The organism is Pseudofrancisella aestuarii, assembly GCF_003574475.2.
Classification (GTDB): domain Bacteria; phylum Pseudomonadota; class Gammaproteobacteria; order Francisellales; family Francisellaceae; genus Francisella; species Francisella aestuarii.
The window spans coordinates 1-16511 of record NZ_QLIS02000002.1 but is presented as its reverse complement, the minus strand read 5'-3'; the positions used below and the strand labels follow the sequence as shown (position 1 = coordinate 16511).

Below are 16511 nucleotides of genomic sequence, written 5' to 3'. Positions count from 1 at the left end.
AAATACCTATTATTTATAAGCTAAAGTTTATTTCCAGCTCACTTTGAATTATTCTTAATTTATTTAGTAAGTTTTTTGAATATGAAATTTTTCCAAATAAAACTCTCTTTATTCCTGTGTTTTTTCGTTTGTGCAATACTTCTTAATAGCGTCGGCATAGTTATATTGCAGTCGATAAATAACTACGGAATCACAAATGTATCAGCAAGTATTTTAGAAGCTTGTAAAGATCTAACTATCGCTATAGTCTCGTTCTTTGTAGCTTCTCTTATCCCTCATTTCGGATATAAAAAATCAATGATTATTGGATTAACTCTTATAACTCTAGCTTGTATTGCTATGCCTTTATTAGACAGTTTTTGGATGACAAAACTAATGTTTGTCTGCGTAGGGATAGCTTTTGCTTTAATAAAAGTCTCTGTCTACTCTACAGTTGGTATTATCACAAATAGTCCCCAAGAACATGCTAGTCTAATAAGCTGGTTAGAAGGCACTTTCCAAATAGGAGTAGTTCTTTGTTATTTTGTTTTTAGCTTTTTTATAGAGCGTGGCACTTGGTTAACCACATACTGGATCATAGCTGCTATTTCTCTATTAACTATCATATTACTTATTTTCACAAATCTTGATGAATCTAGAATTGAAGCCTCCATAGAACCTAAAATCACTAGAGACTTCTTACACATGCTAGGGTTAGTAAAACTTCCTATAGTATTAGTTTTTATCTTAAGTATATTTATTTATGTATTTATAGAGCAAGGTATACAGTCTTGGCTACCAACTTTTAACAACTCTGTTTTACATCTCTCAGATTATGCTAGTGTTATATTTGCTAGTATTTTTGCACTTAGCATTGCTACAGGAAGGATAGCCTCTGGTTTTATCATGAAAAAAGTTTACTGGGAGAAAGTAGTAATTATAGGTCTTATCTGCTGTGCTGTTTTAATATTAATCATTATGCCAATGGCACAAAATATATCTGGCGATAGCTGGTCATACCTATCTATACTAACCGCATCTCTACTACCATTGATAGGCTTTTTCATAGCTCCAATATATCCCACTCTATGCTCAAGCATCCTAAGTAGTCAGCCTGCACATTTACAAAGCTCTATGGCTGGATTAATTATTATTTTCTCGGCTCTTGGAGGTACTATTGGCTCAAGAGTTGTAAGTGAACTGTTTACTATACTTGGCGGAGAGGTAGCTTTCTATATAATATTAGTACCTATCAGCTTATTAATTTTATTAGTTATCCCCTATGCAAGACTACATAAAAAAGCAAATGCCAGCTAAAAATAATAATCTAATCCAAACATCGGGAGAGCTTTTTGAGGCTGTACAGTTAGAGCCATGTTTTCCTGACTCCAAAACTTTTGTCGACATGACTCCTAAAAGGGATTCTCAAGAAATACTAAAAGACTTCAAAGCTTTAAAAAATCAAAACAACTTTAACTTAAAAGATTTTATTTTAGAGAACTTTCATCTACCTAAAGCTGAGGAGTATAGCGATATAGAAAAAGGTCTAAGTCTCCATGAACATATAATACAAATGTGGGATTTTCTAACAAAGAGTGCTGATGAAGAAAATCCTCAAAGTTCTTTATTAGAACTACCGAATTCTTACATTATTCCAGGAGGTCGTTTTAGAGAGATTTATTACTGGGATTGCTACTTTACAGCAGAAGGCTTAGCCGCTGATAATAAGCTAGATATGGTAGAAAATATCGCTGATAACTTCAAATACTTAGTAGAGCAATTTGGGTTTATTCCTAATGGAAATAGAACTTATTATTTAACAAGATCTCAGCCTCCTCTATTCTTTTTAATAGTTGATATTCTATATAAACATTATGGAATAAGCAGAATCAGCAAATATCTACCTGTGCTTGAAAAAGAATATTCTTTCTGGATGAATACAAATAGGAGTATTGGTGGGTTAAATAGATACTGGGATGAAGCTTCTGAACCAAGACCAGAGTCATATAGGGAAGATATCCATAGCGCTAAAGATGCATCAAACAAAGCTGATTTTTATCGTAATATTAGAGCAGCTTGTGAATCAGGCTGGGATTTTAGCAGCCGCTGGTTTCATGATGTAAGCAAATTTGAAACAATTTGTACTACAGATATTCTACCAATAGATCTAAATTGCTATCTATTTGGCCTTGAAGAAAGATTATCTACTTGGTTTAAAGACTCTAGTGATTTAGAAAAATCATCTAAATATAGAGATCTCGCTAATAAAAGGAAAAGTAAAATCCAAAAAGATTTCTGGTCAGAGGAGCAAAATTTCTTTTGTGACATTAATCATAAAGAAAACTATCACACAAATGTACTCAGCTTAGCTGGAGCTACTCCTTTATTCTTTAATATAGCCACTAAAGAGCAAGCAAGTGAACTAGTTAATACTTTAAATAAGTTTGTTTTTGAAGGTGGCGTATCAACAACCTTAATAGATACTTCTCAACAATGGGATTACCCTAATGGCTGGACTCCACTTCATTGGCAGGTAATTATTGGTTTAAGAAACTATGGCTATAATGATCTAGCTAAAGATATAGCTGATAGATTTCTCAATACAATTAAACTTAGATATAAAGAAACAGGAAAGCTAAAAGAAAAATATAATGTTTCTAATGCTCATATTGATGCTTCTGGTGGAGAATATATCATTCAAGATGGATTTGGCTGGACTAATGGAGTAGTTTCAGCCTTATTGAAGCTCTACAACTAACAAGCTGAAGCGTACTTAATTATTTTATTAAACTCTTCTCCGACAAGTGATGCTCCACCAATCAGACCACCATCAACATCTGGAAGCTTTAATATTTCTTCAGCATTACTAGCCTTTAAACTACCGCCGTAAACTATTTTTATATTTTTAGCTATTTCAGCATCAACTTTCGCTACTAATGATCTAACAAAACTATGAGTTTCTTGCACTTGATCAAGAGTTGCTACAACTCCAGTGCCTATTGCCCAAACAGGCTCATATGCTAATACAACTTTAGCTAGTTGCTCTTTAGACAAACCATTTAGTATTAATTCCAACTGCCCAGATAATACTGACTGAAGTTTACCCCCATTTCTATCAGCTAAAGATTCGCCAATACACACAACTGGAACAACATTTGTATCAATTACTTTTTTTAACTTTTTAAATACATCTTCGTTTGTTTCACCAAATAAAGATCTTCTTTCAGAATGTCCAATAAGAACATAATCACAACCGACATCTTCTAACATTGCCTTAGAGATTTCGCCAGTATAAGCACCATCATCATAAAAAGTAATGTTTTGTAAACCAACACCTACTTTTGATGGCAGTTGAGCTCTAACTTCTTTTACATAAACACTTGTAGGAAAAACAGCAACATCAACATTGTCATATTTAGCTTTAGAGATTTCTTGGCATAAAGCTTTTATCGAAGCACTATTACCATTCATCTTCCAATTACCCATTATTAGTTTTTTCATACTACACCGCCAATTTTGATTTTACTTTTTCTACTAAAAATTCTGCTTCTTTAGTAGCCGTTTCTTTGTCAGTAGCTTCTACCATTACTCTTAATACAGGCTCAGTTCCAGATGGTCTTAACAAAACTCTTCCATTATCACCTAACCTCTTCTCAACTGTTGATACATCTTCTATAAGAGTACTTAGCTCATCTGCTCCAACTTTGCTTTTTAAAGGAACATTTATCATAGTCTGTTGCATCAACTCTACGCCTGAGTAAAGTTCAGAAACTGCTTTATTTTCTAATGACAGAATTGCTAGCAACTGTAAAGCTGTAAGTAAGCCATCTCCAGTTGTCCCATAGTTTAAATTAATAATATGACCAGAAGACTCTCCGCCTAGCTTATAATTATTCTTAACTAACTCTTCGATAACATATCTATCACCAACTTTAGCTCGAATAAAAGGAATATTTTGCTTCTTATACTCATTTTCATATGACATATTAGTCATAGCTGTTCCCACGACACCCGCTGTATTTCCAGAAACTTTAGTATAGTTTGAAAGAATATATAAAATAGCATCTCCATCTATTTCTTGACCTTTCTCGTCAACTATAATTATCCTATCACCATCACCATCTAAAGCTATCCCTAGATCAGCCTTATTTTTTAACACAGCTTCGCTAATATTTTTGATATATGTCGCACCACACTTTTCATTAATATTAAGCCCATTTGGCTTTGATGCAATCGTTATAGTATTTATATTAAATTCTGCTAATAATTTTTCTAAGTTGTTAGATCCTGCACCATTAGCGCAATCAACAACAACTTTTCCATTATACTTAATAAAATGAGAGAACTTAGCTTTACAATCTTTTACATAATCATCTAATGGATTTTCTAATTTTGTATAAGTTCCAAATTTACAATCTTTATTGTAAAAAAATGGTCCATCTATTTTTGATTCAACCTCAAGCTCAATCTCATCTCTTAATTTAAATCCTTTAGATGAAAAAAGCTTTATACCATTATCAGTAAATTTGTTGTGAGATGCTGTAACAACGAAACCTGCTCCAGCCTGCTTTTCAACCGCCATAAATGCAACTATAGGAGTCGGCACAACCCCTAAATCTATCACATCTACACCAGCTGCTGTAAGACCTGAAACCAAAGCATATTTTATAAAATCTGATGACCCTCTAGTATCTTGACCTATAATAACGAGATTACGCTCTTTGTACTCATCAATAATTTGACCAACAGCATTACCTAATTTTTGAGCAAACTCTGCTGTTATGGGGAATTTACCAACTAAACCTCTAATACCATCTGTTCCAAAGTATTTTCTCACAATAGATCTCCTACTAGATTTATCCTAAAAGCTTAATAATGAAGCAATGTTATAGTTTCCTAATTTTTTCCTTCCATTTAGTCCATCTAGCTCTATAACAAACATCAGCGCTTCAACTTTAGCTTGTGCTTTTTCTACAAGCTCGGCTGCTGCTTTTGCAGTTCCGCCAGTAGCTAATAAATCATCTATTATTAATACTCTATCGTCTTTTTTAAAAGCATCTTTATGAATTTCTAAAGTATCTTTACCATATTCTAACTCATAGCTAACACTATAAGTTTCTCTAGGTAGCTTTCCTGGTTTTCTAATTGGAACAAATCCTAACCCAAGCATCTCTGCTAAAGCCACCCCAAATATAAAACCTCTGCTTTCAGCGCCAGCAATAATCGTTGGTTGAAGACCTCTCTTTTTTATCTCTCCAACCAAACAAAGAGAAACTTCTTTGAGGCCATTAGGATCAGCTAATAAAGGAGTAATATCTCTAAATACTATCCCTTTTTTAGGAAAATCTTGGACAGCCGCTACTTTACTTGATATAAACTCTAGACTCATTGATAAATCTCCTTGAAAGAAAATGAGTATTAAAAAGGAGGAAAAATTATACTTGAAGTAAAATTCTTGCAGGATCTTCTAAAAGTTCTTTAATCATTTTTAAGAACTTAACAGATGTACTACCATCTATAATTCTATGATCATAAGACATTGCTAGATACATTATAGGTCTTATTTTAATTTCACCATTTACAACCATAGGTCTATCCACTATATTGTGCATTCCTAAAATAGCACTTTGTGGAGAGTTTATAATTGGTGTAGAAAGCATAGAACCATAAGTACCACCATTTGTGATAGTGAAAGTACCGCCTTTCATATCCTCTAAACTTAACTTACCATCTCTACCTTTTAAAGCCATTTCTAAGACATCTTTTTCTATTTGAGCAAGACCTTTAGTATCTGTATCTCTTAAAACTGGTACAACAAGACCTCTATCTGTTCCAACAGCGATACCAATATCAAAATAGTTATGATAAACAATTTCATCACCATCTATAGATGCATTAACATCTGGGAATTTTTTAAGTGCTTCAGTAGCTGCTTTAATAAAGAAAGACATAAAACCAAGCTTAGTATCATGCTCTTTAGCAAAAAGATCTTTATATTTCTTTCTTAACTCCATTACAGCTGTCATATCAACTTCATTGAAAGTAGTTAAAATAGCATTAGTATGTTGTACTTCAACCAACCTATTAGCAATAGTCTGACGAAGTCTTGTCATCTTAACTCTTTTCTCATATCTAGCACCTTGTGGCTGGATAGCTTGTTGAGGTTTTTGAGCAGCTTTCACATCACCAGAAGTAATACGACCTTTCTTACCTGTTCCCTCAATTCCTTTAGCACTGTCTAAACCACTTGCATTGAAAGCTTTTCTAGCAGAAGGGATTAAGTGTGGCTCTGTACCAGATGCCGCTTGTGCTACTTCTGATTTCTCCTCAGCCTTATTAGTAGTCGCAACAGCACCTTCTGTAATCTTAGCAATCAGTTCAGCTGAAACTACTGTAGAACCTTCTGTCTTAAGAATTTTTGAGATCACACCATTTGTAGTAGCAGGAACTTCTAAAACAACTTTGTCAGTTTCTATCTCTGCAATAACATCACCTTCAGCAACAGACTCACCTTCTTTCTTATGCCATTCAGAAACTGTACCATCGGCAACAGACTCAGGAAACACAGGAGCTTTCACATCTATCTCTGCACCAGATTTAGCTTTAGGTGCTTCAGATTCTTCTGGCTTTGACTCTGCAGATGGCGCTTTACCATCTTCAGATATAAAAGCTAAACTCTCTTCTGAAAGAACTATATCGCCAGCCTGTTTTTTAACTCCTGTTAAAACACCACTTGCAACAGCAGGAACTTCTAAAACAACTTTATCAGTTTCTATCTCTGCTACAATATCACCCTCATTAACAAAATCACCTTCCTGTTTATGCCATTCAGACAAAGTACCATCGGCAACAGACTCAGGAAACATAGGAACTTTTAATTCTACCATTGCTAACTACTCCTAGTTATTTTTAATCTTCTTATTTTATATCTAGAGCTTTTTTAATAATCTCTTCTTGTTGTTGTACATATCGTGCATGATAACCTACAGCTGGAGCTGAAGATCTATCTCTACCGACGTATCTTAATTTCTGTTTATCACTAACCAACTCTTCTAAAGAGTGTCTTATATTATACCAAGCCCCTTTATTTGCAGGTTCTTCTTGAAGCCACACAACATCAGTTGCTTTATTATATTTAGCTAGTATTTTTGATAATTCTTTTTTAGGGAAAGGATAAAGCTCTTCAATCCTTACAACAGCAGTATCCTGATGTTTATCTTCTTTTTTCAACATCAAATCATAATATACTTTACCATTACAAATAATAAGTTTTTTAACTTTATCTGCCTGTACACTCTTATCATCAATAACTACCTGAAACTGACCTTTTGATAGCTCTTCCATAGTTGACACCGCTAAAGGATTTCTTAATAAACTCTTTGGTGTCATCACTATAAGTGGTTTTCTCAATGGTCTAATAACTTGTCTTCTCAACAAATGATAAATCTGAGCAGGTGTAGTCGGTGTACAAACTTGCATATTATTATTTGCACAAGAGTTTAAAAATCTTTCTAATCTTGCAGATGAATGTTCAGCTCCGGCACCTTCTTGTCCATGAGGTAAAAGCAAAGTAAGTCCTGATAATATACCCCACTTCTCTTCTGCAGAAACTAAGAATTGATCTATCACTACTTGAGCAGTATTTACGAAATCTCCAAATTGAGCTTCCCAAATAACTAAAGACTCAGGACTATAGCAACTATAGCCATATTCAAAACCAAGAACCGCATATTCTGATAATGTTGAATCTATAACATCAAATCTTGAATTCTCATTAATATGCTCTAATGGAATATATTCTTTTAGCTTATTAGCTACATCCATATTTTTAAGGACAGCATGTCTATGTGAGAAAGTACCCCTTCCACTATCTTCACCAGATATTCTTATATCATGTCCCTTATCTAAAAGAGTCGCATAAGCTAACATTTCTGCAAAACCCCAATTGATAGCAAGCTCACCATTAGCCATTTTCTCTCTATCAGTAATAGCCTTTTTAACTTGGTTCTGCATTTTTATTTCATCAGGAGCTTTACACATCTCTAAAGCTAATTCTTGTAACTTTGTCTCTGGAATAATATCATAGCTATAGTCACCTTGAGGCTTACCTTTTATATAAGGTTTCCAATCACAAACACCCAACTTGTTACATATTGAAGATTTAGTTAATACCTCTACTGTAGACTCACCCTTATCTAACTTAGAACGATATTTTGCATTAAGATCATTTAACTGCTCTGCTGTTACAACACCTTCTGCTTCTAATTGCTTAGAATAAACTGTCAAAGTTGATGGAAGTTTTTTGATAACCTCATACATCTCAGGCTGAGTTCCTGATGGCTCATCTGTTTCATTATGACCATTTCTACGATAACAGACTATATCTATAACAACATCTTTGTTAAATTTCATCCTGTACTCTAAAGCAATTTCAGAAACTCTTACAACCGCTTCAGGATCATCTCCATTAACATGGAAAATTGGAGCATCTATCATTTTAGCAACGTCAGTTGAGTATATGCTACTTCTATTAACTCCGAATTTACTACTTGTCGTAAAGCCAACTTGGTTATTTACAACTATGTGAATTGTACCACCAGTGCCATAATACTCTGTTAAAGAAAGTCCAAAGGTTTCCATAACAACACCTTGACCACAGAATGCTGAGTCTCCGTGGATAAGTATAGGTAAAACTCTGTTAAGCGCATTTTTATCATCAAGCTTATCTTGGATAGCTCTAGCAGCTCCTTCCACAACAGGATCTACAGCTTCTAAATGAGATGGATTAAATGCTAATGCAATCTTAGCTTCTTTACCATCAACTCCACGATAATTAGAATATCCCATATGGTATTTAACATCACCAGATAAACTCTTTTCGCTTTGCTTACCCTCAAATTCCTCAAATAAGTCCTTTGGATTTTTACCAAGCACGTTTACTAAAACATTTAAACGGCCTCTATGTGCCATCCCTAACTGAATGAAATTAGTAGAATATTTAGCGATAGATTTCTCTATAACATATTGAAGAGAAGGAATCATAGATTCCCCACCCTCTAAACCGAATCTTTTTTGACCGACATACCTTAAAGCAAGGTATTTTTCTAAACCTTCAGCAGCGACTAATTGTTCTAAAGTCCATTTTTTTTCTTCTTTAGTTAAAAGAGATTGTGACTCAATCTTATCTTGTAGCCATTTTTTTTCTTCTTTATTATTTATATACATAAACTCAAAACCAATATTTGTTTCATAAATAGCTTTAAGTTTATTTACAACATCTTGTAATTTTTTTGACTGATTATTTGTTAAAACCCCTAAATTGACTTCTTCTTGTAAATCAGAATCTGTTAATCCGTGATATGTTAAGCTAAGCTCAGGATCTTGTGGTAATTTAAATAGCTTCAGAGGATCTATCTTTGCTGATTTATAAGCATGAGACCTATATGCACCTACTAAGTTCTTAATTTTAAACTCTATATCACCACTTCCAGAAGCAACGACTGAACCAGCTCTATTTTGAGCAAGATACTTAAATTCATCAACAATATCAGCATGTACTGTATCTGTATTTTCAGCCACTGAATCAAAAAAAGACAACCATTCTGGATCTATTCCATCATGATTGCCTTTTAAATAGTCATCATATATCGACTCAAGGTATTCTAGATTTCCTCCAGAAAACTGAGTACTTTCTAACCATTCTTCAAAATCATTGTGTTTTTTTGTCATAACTTATGATTTTCCATTTTTTGCTTTTTTACACACTCTTCTTAAGCATAGCTGATCTGATCTTACCAATAGCTTCAGTAGGATTTAAGCCTTTAGGGCAAACAGTAACACAGTTCATAATAGTTCTACATCTGAACAAGCTAAATGGATCTTTAAGAGCCTCTAGTCTCTCATCAGTCGCAGTATCTCTTGAATCTGCTATAAATCTATATGCTTGCAACAATCCTGATGGTCCAATAAATTTATCAGGATTCCACCAGAAAGATGGGCAAGAGGTAGTACAACATGCACAAAGAATACATTCATATAAACCATCTAATTTAGCTCTCTCTTCTGGAGATTGTAATCTCTCTTTTATAGGAGCTTCATCATCATTAATTAAATAAGGTTTAACTTTTTCATAATTCTTGTAGAACTGTTTCATATCTACAATTAAATCTCTAACAACAGGAAGACCTGGTAAAGGATTTACTTTAATAGGCTGCCTAAGCTCTCCTATAGATGTAACACAAGCCAAACGGTTTTTACCATTTATATTCATTCCATCAGAACCGCAAACACCCTCACGACAAGATCTTCTCATCGCTAAAGTAGGATCTTGCTCTTTAATTAATTCCAAAGCAGTTAATACTTTTACCCCTTCATTTTCTACTTTAACTGTATAGTCATCGTAATATGGCTTTGTATCTACTTCTGGATTGTATCTATAAATTTTAAATTTTACTTCCATGATAAAAATCCCTTATTAGTATTTACGTTCAGCTGGTTGGAATGCTTTAACTTTTGTAGGCGACATATTAACGCTTCTTGAAGAAGTTTTATCCCCATCGAGGAAGTATAAAGTATGTTTCATCCAATTTTCATCATCTCTATTTGGATAATCCACTCTTGAGTGAGCTCCACGAGACTCTTTTCTTTCTAAAGCTAATTTAGCTGTTGCAACTGCTGTTAACATTAGATTATCAAGCTCTAAAGCTTCAATTCTTGTCATATTGAAGATTCTACTATTATCTTCTAATACAGCATTTTCTAATCTTTCTCTTAACTTAAGAAGTTCTTCTAAACCTTCTTTCATAGTACTTTCTTGTCTAAATACAGAAAAATATTTTTGCATTATTTGTTGCAATTCTTTTCTAAGATCAACTATTTTTTCTTTACAACCTCTCTGTTCAGAAGAGTCCCATCTATTTAATCTTTCTAACGCTTTCTGTATATTCTCTTCTGAAGCATCTTTACGCTTCATGCCGTGCTTTAAACTTTCCTCAGCATGCATACCTGCAGCTCTACCAAACACAACAAGATCAAGTAATGAGTTACTTCCTAACCTATTTGCACCATGAACAGATACAGACGCACACTCACCAACAGCATATAATCCACCAATAACTTTATCTTCTCCATCGACTTGAGTTATAACTTGACCATGCTTATTTGTTGGCACGCCACCCATTTGATAATGACATGTTGGCACAACAGGAATAGGTTTCTCAACAGGATCAACACCAGCAAATGTTCTAGCCAGCTCTCTAACTGTTGGTAATCTCTCATCAATAACATCCTCACCTAAGTGAGTAAGATCTAGCCACACACAGCTAGAACCACTGAAAGTATCTCCTCTTCCTTCCATAATTTCTTGTTGAGAAGCACGAGAAACGACATCGCGGCAAGCAAGATCTTTAGCCATTGGAGCATATCTCTCCATAAACCTCTCACCATCTTTATTTCTAAGAATCCCGCCTTCTCCACGACAACCTTCTGTAACAAGCACACCAGCGCCTGCAATACCTGTTGGGTGAAATTGCCAAAACTCCATATCTTGAAGAGGTATATCTGCTCTTAAGGCAAGACCTAAACCATCACCAGTATTGATATAAGCATTTGTACTAGACTCATAAATACGTCCAGCTCCACCAGTTGCTAAAATTGTAATTTTTGCTTGCAGAAAAACTGTTTCCCCAGTCTCTATGCAAAGAGCTATAACACCAGCGATGCCACCATCATCAGCCTTCACCAAATCAACCGCATACCATTCAGTATAGAAGTTTGTATCATGAGCTAAATTACCTTGATAAAGCGTATGCAAAAGAGCATGTCCCGTTCTATCAGATGCTGCACAAGTTCTTTTTGCTTGATTCGCTGGATCGTAGTTTCTAGACATTCCACCAAAAGCTCTTTGATAAATTTTACCATCTTCCAAACGAGAAAAAGGCATACCCATATGCTCTAACTCTATAATAGATTGTGGCGCATGTTCACACATATACTCAATAGCATCTTGATCTCCAAGATAATCAGAACCCTTCACAGTATCATACATATGCCATTTCCAATCATCTGAAGGTAAATCATCATCAAATTTAATATTACCTAAAGCTGCTGCAATACCACCCTGTGCCGCAACAGTATGAGATCTTGTAGGAAAAACCTTTGATACAACCGCTGTTTTGAATCCAGATTGAGATAATTGAAACGCAGCTCGAAGACCTGCACCTCCCGCTCCAACCACAATAGCATCAAACTCTTGTTTAGCTATACTCATAAAACCAACCTCTTAATAAAAAAATAAAATAGCAAATAACCAAAAGAAACATCCGACATACACTAGTATAAAACTAAGCATTATTGTCGCTGATATCCAAGCGCACTTAACGTAGTCTCCACAGATAATCCATATACCCACCCATGCATGTAAGAACATTGCTAAGTAAGTTATAAGTGTAGCCACTTTAAAAAACGATATAGCTGAGCCGCCTATAAACAAATCATGCCAACTCTCATAATTAAGCTCGCCATGATAAGATAGTATAACTGCTTTTATTAAAACAAATGCAAAATAAAGAGCTATAATTACTGCTGTAACTCTTTGTACAAAGAAGTCTTTAAGCCCAGTTGACGTTAATGATATTACAGCCATAAATAACACCCCCAAAGAACTGCAAACAAAATTCCTAAAACTAATGTTAAAAGCGATGTAGCTTTAGCAACACCCATACCTTCTCCAAAACCCATATCCATAATCATGTGCCTTACACCAGCGAATATATGATAAGTTATAGATGATAAAAACACCCAGAAAAAGAAACTTACCCATGTAGAAGTAACTAAACTCGTAACATCATCATAACCATGAGGTCCTGCTAAAGAATATCCTAACCCTATAACTAATAAGGGAGTCGCTATTAATAAAACCACTCCTGTTATACGATGCAAGATAGAACTTATCGCCGTTATCGGAAATTTATAGGATATTATAGACATTAAGCCAATATTTCTAATACTTTTCACTTCTTTGTCCTCCGAAGCAACTTATATATAAATAATTTTTGATAGTATATAACCGTTGTAATGATATATTTTTGCAAAATGAAATTCAAACTTAATACATCTTTTATACCTATTTTTAACATATTTAAACAACGATAAAAATTCTTTTTATTTGCAAAAATAACTCTCTTAGCTTATTATTTTATTAGATGCTAGCTATTTAACTAGTTAGGGAGCGTCTTTTTTGTAAAACACCTATGATTTTTAATTGTATTTAAATTTTTTAATTAATATCTGGAGGCTTTAATATAATGTCTAAGTTCGCTACTCTTAAATATTCTGACAAAAATATTGAAATTGATTTACCTGTTTATTCTCCAAGTTTAGGAAATGATTGTATTGATGTTTCATCACTTGTAAAGCATGGTGTATTTACTTACGATCCTGGCTTTATGTCTACAGCTGCTTGTAAATCAACTATAACCTATATTGACGGAGATGAAGGTGTTCTTTTACATAGAGGATATCCTATACAAGAATGGACTCAAAAATCTAGCTACATGAATCTTTGCCATGCTCTTATATATGATGTCATTCCTACAGATGCTGAATCCAGGGCCTTCTCCAAAGAAATTGTAGAAAAAATGCCTGTTTGTGAACATATCAAAGATTCTATAACAGCTCTTCCTAAGACTGCTCACCCTATGTCATCGCTGATAGCAGGGGTAAATGTTTTAGCAGCTGAACATATCCATACAGGGCAAAAAGAAACTCATGAAGATACCGCAAAAGAGATTATTGCAAAAATAGCTACTATTGCAGCTATAGCCTATAGACATAACAAAGGCTTAAAGTTTTTAAAACCTAGAAAAAGCTTAAGCTATACGGAAAATTTCTTATACATGATGTTTGCTAAGGATAAAAGTTACACACCAGATCCTTTACAAGTAAAAGCTATGGATACTATCTTTATTTTACATGCTGATCATGAACAAAATGCTTCTACATCTACAGTAAGATTATCTGGTTCTACAGGTAACTCGCCATATGCAGCCATTATCGCTGGAATCACAGCTCTTTGGGGTCCTGCACATGGAGGAGCAAATGAAGCTGTACTTAAAATGTTATCAGAAATTGGCTCTGTAAATAATATTGAAAAATTTGTTGCTAAAGCTAAAGATAAAGATGATTCATTTAGACTGATGGGCTTTGGACATAGAGTTTATAAAAACATGGATCCTAGAGCTACCGCAATGAAAGAAAATTGTGAAGAAATCCTAGCTAAGCTAGGAGATAGTGAAAATCCTCTATTAGCAATTGCTAAAGAGCTAGAGCAAATAGCATTAAGTGATGAATATTTTATAGAGAGAAAACTTTTCCCTAACGTAGACTTCTATTCAGGTATCATTCTAAAAGCTATGGGTATCCCTGAAGAGATGTTTACAGCTATCTTTGCATTAGCAAGAACTTCAGGATGGATTTCTCAATGGATAGAGATGGTTGATGATCCTTCACAAAAAATAGGAAGACCAAGACAGCTATACATAGGAGAGACTAGTCGCAATCTATAATCTTAATTTATAATTATCTTTCTAAATAATATAATCTATACAAAACAATCTTAAAATTTGATGAATCTATACTGATTAAGTAAAATCTTATAAAAGACTAAAAAATTTTTACAATGAATTCAATGTTTAAAAAGCTAATATTTTTCCTTGTCCTAAGTAGTAATGCCTGCTTTATCAAAATATATGCAAACACATTGCCTTCAAGCCCTACAAATATACAGACTACAGCATTTGTTACTGACATAATAAACGTTGATGAGCTAAATGAACAATTACAGATTGATGCAATATTTAAATATGAATGGAACGATCCTCGCTTAAAATTTGATCCGCAAAAAGAAAATGCTAACTATAAACTTTATCAAGGTGAGTTTCAACTTGCTGAAGTATTTCAAGGATGGCGACCTCAAGTTTCAATAATTAATGAAATAGGCAGCCCTCAAATTAAAGCTATACAATTAAAAGTAAACTACAATGGCCACATTATATTAAAAGAGCATCGTTCTCTCACACTAGAAACTCCTATGAAATTAGAAAAGTTTCCTTTTGATAAGCAGAAATTAAAAATATACATGATCCCTTTTGGATATGATATTGATGAAGTTCAGCTATCTGTTAGTCCTAATGCAAAAATGATGGTTAAAGAATATGTGAAAAATAATCCCAATATTAATATTGCTGAATGGAGCCTCAAAGACTATAAACTAACCATAGATAAACCAATAAAAGAATATTATGGTCCTGCAAAAGAAATCTCTAGGCTAATCCTAGAGATTAGCCTAGACCGCAAACCCAGCAATATATTGTGGAAAGTATTACTACCTCTAACCTTACTAGTCTTAGGGATGTGGGCAATATTTTGGATGGATAAAGAAGCTCTATCAGATCGCCTAAACATTTCTTTTATAGGTATACTATCTGTAATTGCTTATCAATTCCTAGTTGAAGGAGAAATGCCTAGAATAGATTATTTTACTTTTACTGATAGCTTCTTATTAATCTCTTTCATAATACTATTTTCAACAATTTTAGAAAGCCTAATAGTTTCAAGATTAACACGCAACAATAAAAAACAGCTAGCAATTAAAATAGATAATATTTTTAGATATTTATTCCCTTTAGCATACATATTACTATTAGTGACTAGCTATCTAATATACATCTGAATATATAAAAATTTAAAATAAGATTTATTTAATTCTATTGATTAACATTAAATATATTTGCATTTTTATGCTTCAGCATAAAAAACTTTTTCATCAATGGCTTAAATTCATCAAGAGTCATATTTTCATAAGTAGAACTAAATGCTTTATCATCATATTTCGCTATAAAATCAACAGCATCATCATAATACTCATTATCTTTAAATTCATCTCTAAGATTCTTGTTTAAGCCAACCTTATCCCAATAATTATAACCTTGAAAAATCGTATGATATTTTAATATAAAATAACATTTATCTGAAATATAATTTCTTAAAAGCTCAGCTATAATATGATCATGATTAAAAGGGTCAAATATCTCACCAACATCATGTAAAAGAGCTGAAATAACATAATCCAACTCCCTTCCATCTTTATAAGCTAATGTTGCTGACTGTAAAGAATGCTCAAACCTATTTATTGGAAAGCCTTCTTTTGAGTCTTTCAACTTCAATAAAAGATTTGAATATGTCTCAACTAAATAGTCTGAGTCACAATACTTATTTAAACCTTCTAAAACATTCTCAATATCACTTGTAGTGGACTCATCCATACTCTTATAATTACTCATTTAAAATATCCTTTTATTAAACACCAAACTTAATTTTATATTAAAAAGCAAACACAAACAATAGTTTAAGAGTCTTAAAAACGAAGAAAGCCCCGCTAAGAATTACTTAGAGGGGCTTTAAATGGAAAAAGATGGCGACTACCTACTTTCACCTAGCGAATGCTAGACTATCATCGGCGTGTTATAGTTTCA

14 protein-coding genes are annotated in these 16511 nt (G+C 33.5%); 4 read left to right on the top strand and 10 right to left on the bottom strand.

Annotated features, from left to right (window positions below):
• Window positions 1–81: 81 nt before the first annotated feature.
• A complete protein-coding gene (locus DNK87_RS04045) occupies window positions 82–1296 on the top strand; it encodes an MFS transporter (protein WP_119329639.1) in 1215 nt (404 codons plus the stop codon).
• Window positions 1262–2737 carry a trehalase family glycosidase gene (locus tag DNK87_RS04040; protein ID WP_244614608.1) on the top strand — a complete coding sequence of 492 codons (1476 nt, stop codon included), beginning with the start codon at window positions 1262–1264 and terminating at the stop codon, window positions 2735–2737. Before DNK87_RS04045 ends, DNK87_RS04040 begins: the two co-directional genes overlap by 35 nt.
• Here the strand turns inward: DNK87_RS04040 and tpiA are convergent.
• Genes tpiA through sdhC form a run of 9 tightly spaced genes read right to left on the bottom strand, consistent with a single transcriptional unit; the run spans window position 2734 to window position 12993 of the window.
• On the bottom strand, window positions 2734–3480 hold the full coding sequence (gene tpiA, locus DNK87_RS04035) for a triose-phosphate isomerase (RefSeq protein ID WP_119329638.1): 747 nt from the start codon (window positions 3478–3480) through the stop codon (window positions 2734–2736). The genes DNK87_RS04040 and tpiA overlap by 4 nt on opposite strands.
• A 1-nt stretch (window position 3481) precedes the next feature.
• The gene (gene glmM, locus DNK87_RS04030; RefSeq protein ID WP_119329637.1) at window positions 3482–4816 is read right to left on the bottom strand and encodes a phosphoglucosamine mutase; all 1335 of its coding nucleotides are present in this window, start codon (window positions 4814–4816) and stop codon (window positions 3482–3484) included.
• Window positions 4817–4840: 24 nt separating this feature from the next.
• Complete coding sequence (locus DNK87_RS04025; RefSeq protein WP_119329636.1) at window positions 4841–5368, bottom strand: adenine phosphoribosyltransferase; 528 nt, start codon at window positions 5366–5368, stop codon at window positions 4841–4843.
• 46 nt (window positions 5369–5414) lie between these two features.
• Window positions 5415–6866, bottom strand: coding sequence for a 2-oxoglutarate dehydrogenase complex dihydrolipoyllysine-residue succinyltransferase (gene odhB / locus DNK87_RS04020; RefSeq protein WP_119329635.1), 1452 nt, complete (start codon window positions 6864–6866; stop codon window positions 5415–5417).
• Window positions 6867–6897: 31 nt separating this feature from the next.
• Entirely contained in the window at window positions 6898–9708 is a 2811-nt protein-coding gene (locus tag DNK87_RS04015; protein ID WP_119329634.1) for a 2-oxoglutarate dehydrogenase E1 component, read from the bottom strand.
• A 28-nt stretch (window positions 9709–9736) separates the two neighbouring features.
• Window positions 9737–10438, bottom strand: a complete 702-nt coding sequence (locus DNK87_RS04010) for a succinate dehydrogenase iron-sulfur subunit (protein WP_119329633.1) — start codon at window positions 10436–10438, stop codon at window positions 9737–9739.
• A gap of 15 nt (window positions 10439–10453) precedes the next feature.
• Complete coding sequence (sdhA, locus tag DNK87_RS04005; RefSeq protein ID WP_119329632.1) at window positions 10454–12247, bottom strand: succinate dehydrogenase flavoprotein subunit; 1794 nt, start codon at window positions 12245–12247, stop codon at window positions 10454–10456.
• 12 nt (window positions 12248–12259) lie between these two features.
• Complete coding sequence (gene sdhD / locus DNK87_RS04000; RefSeq protein ID WP_211360945.1) at window positions 12260–12637, bottom strand: succinate dehydrogenase, hydrophobic membrane anchor protein; 378 nt, start codon at window positions 12635–12637, stop codon at window positions 12260–12262.
• A complete protein-coding gene (gene sdhC / locus DNK87_RS03995; RefSeq protein ID WP_119329630.1) occupies window positions 12613–12993 on the bottom strand; it encodes a succinate dehydrogenase, cytochrome b556 subunit in 381 nt (126 codons plus the stop codon). The genes sdhD and sdhC overlap by 25 nt, the downstream gene beginning before the upstream one ends.
• Window positions 12994–13283: 290 nt before the next feature.
• Here sdhC and DNK87_RS03990 point away from each other — a divergent pair, with 290 nt between their 5' ends.
• Window positions 13284–14543 (top strand): citrate synthase, encoded by a 1260-nt coding sequence (locus DNK87_RS03990; protein ID WP_119329629.1) that lies wholly within the window; start codon window positions 13284–13286, stop codon window positions 14541–14543.
• A gap of 113 nt (window positions 14544–14656) precedes the next feature.
• Window positions 14657–15709 (top strand): ligand-gated ion channel, encoded by a 1053-nt coding sequence (locus DNK87_RS03985; RefSeq protein WP_119329628.1) that lies wholly within the window; start codon window positions 14657–14659, stop codon window positions 15707–15709.
• Between the two features lie 34 nt (window positions 15710–15743).
• On the opposite strand, the gene DNK87_RS03980 is transcribed toward DNK87_RS03985, so the two are convergent.
• Window positions 15744–16319 carry an HD domain-containing protein gene (locus tag DNK87_RS03980; RefSeq protein ID WP_119329627.1) on the bottom strand — a complete coding sequence of 192 codons (576 nt, stop codon included), beginning with the start codon at window positions 16317–16319 and terminating at the stop codon, window positions 15744–15746.
• Window positions 16320–16511: the final 192 nt, after the last annotated feature.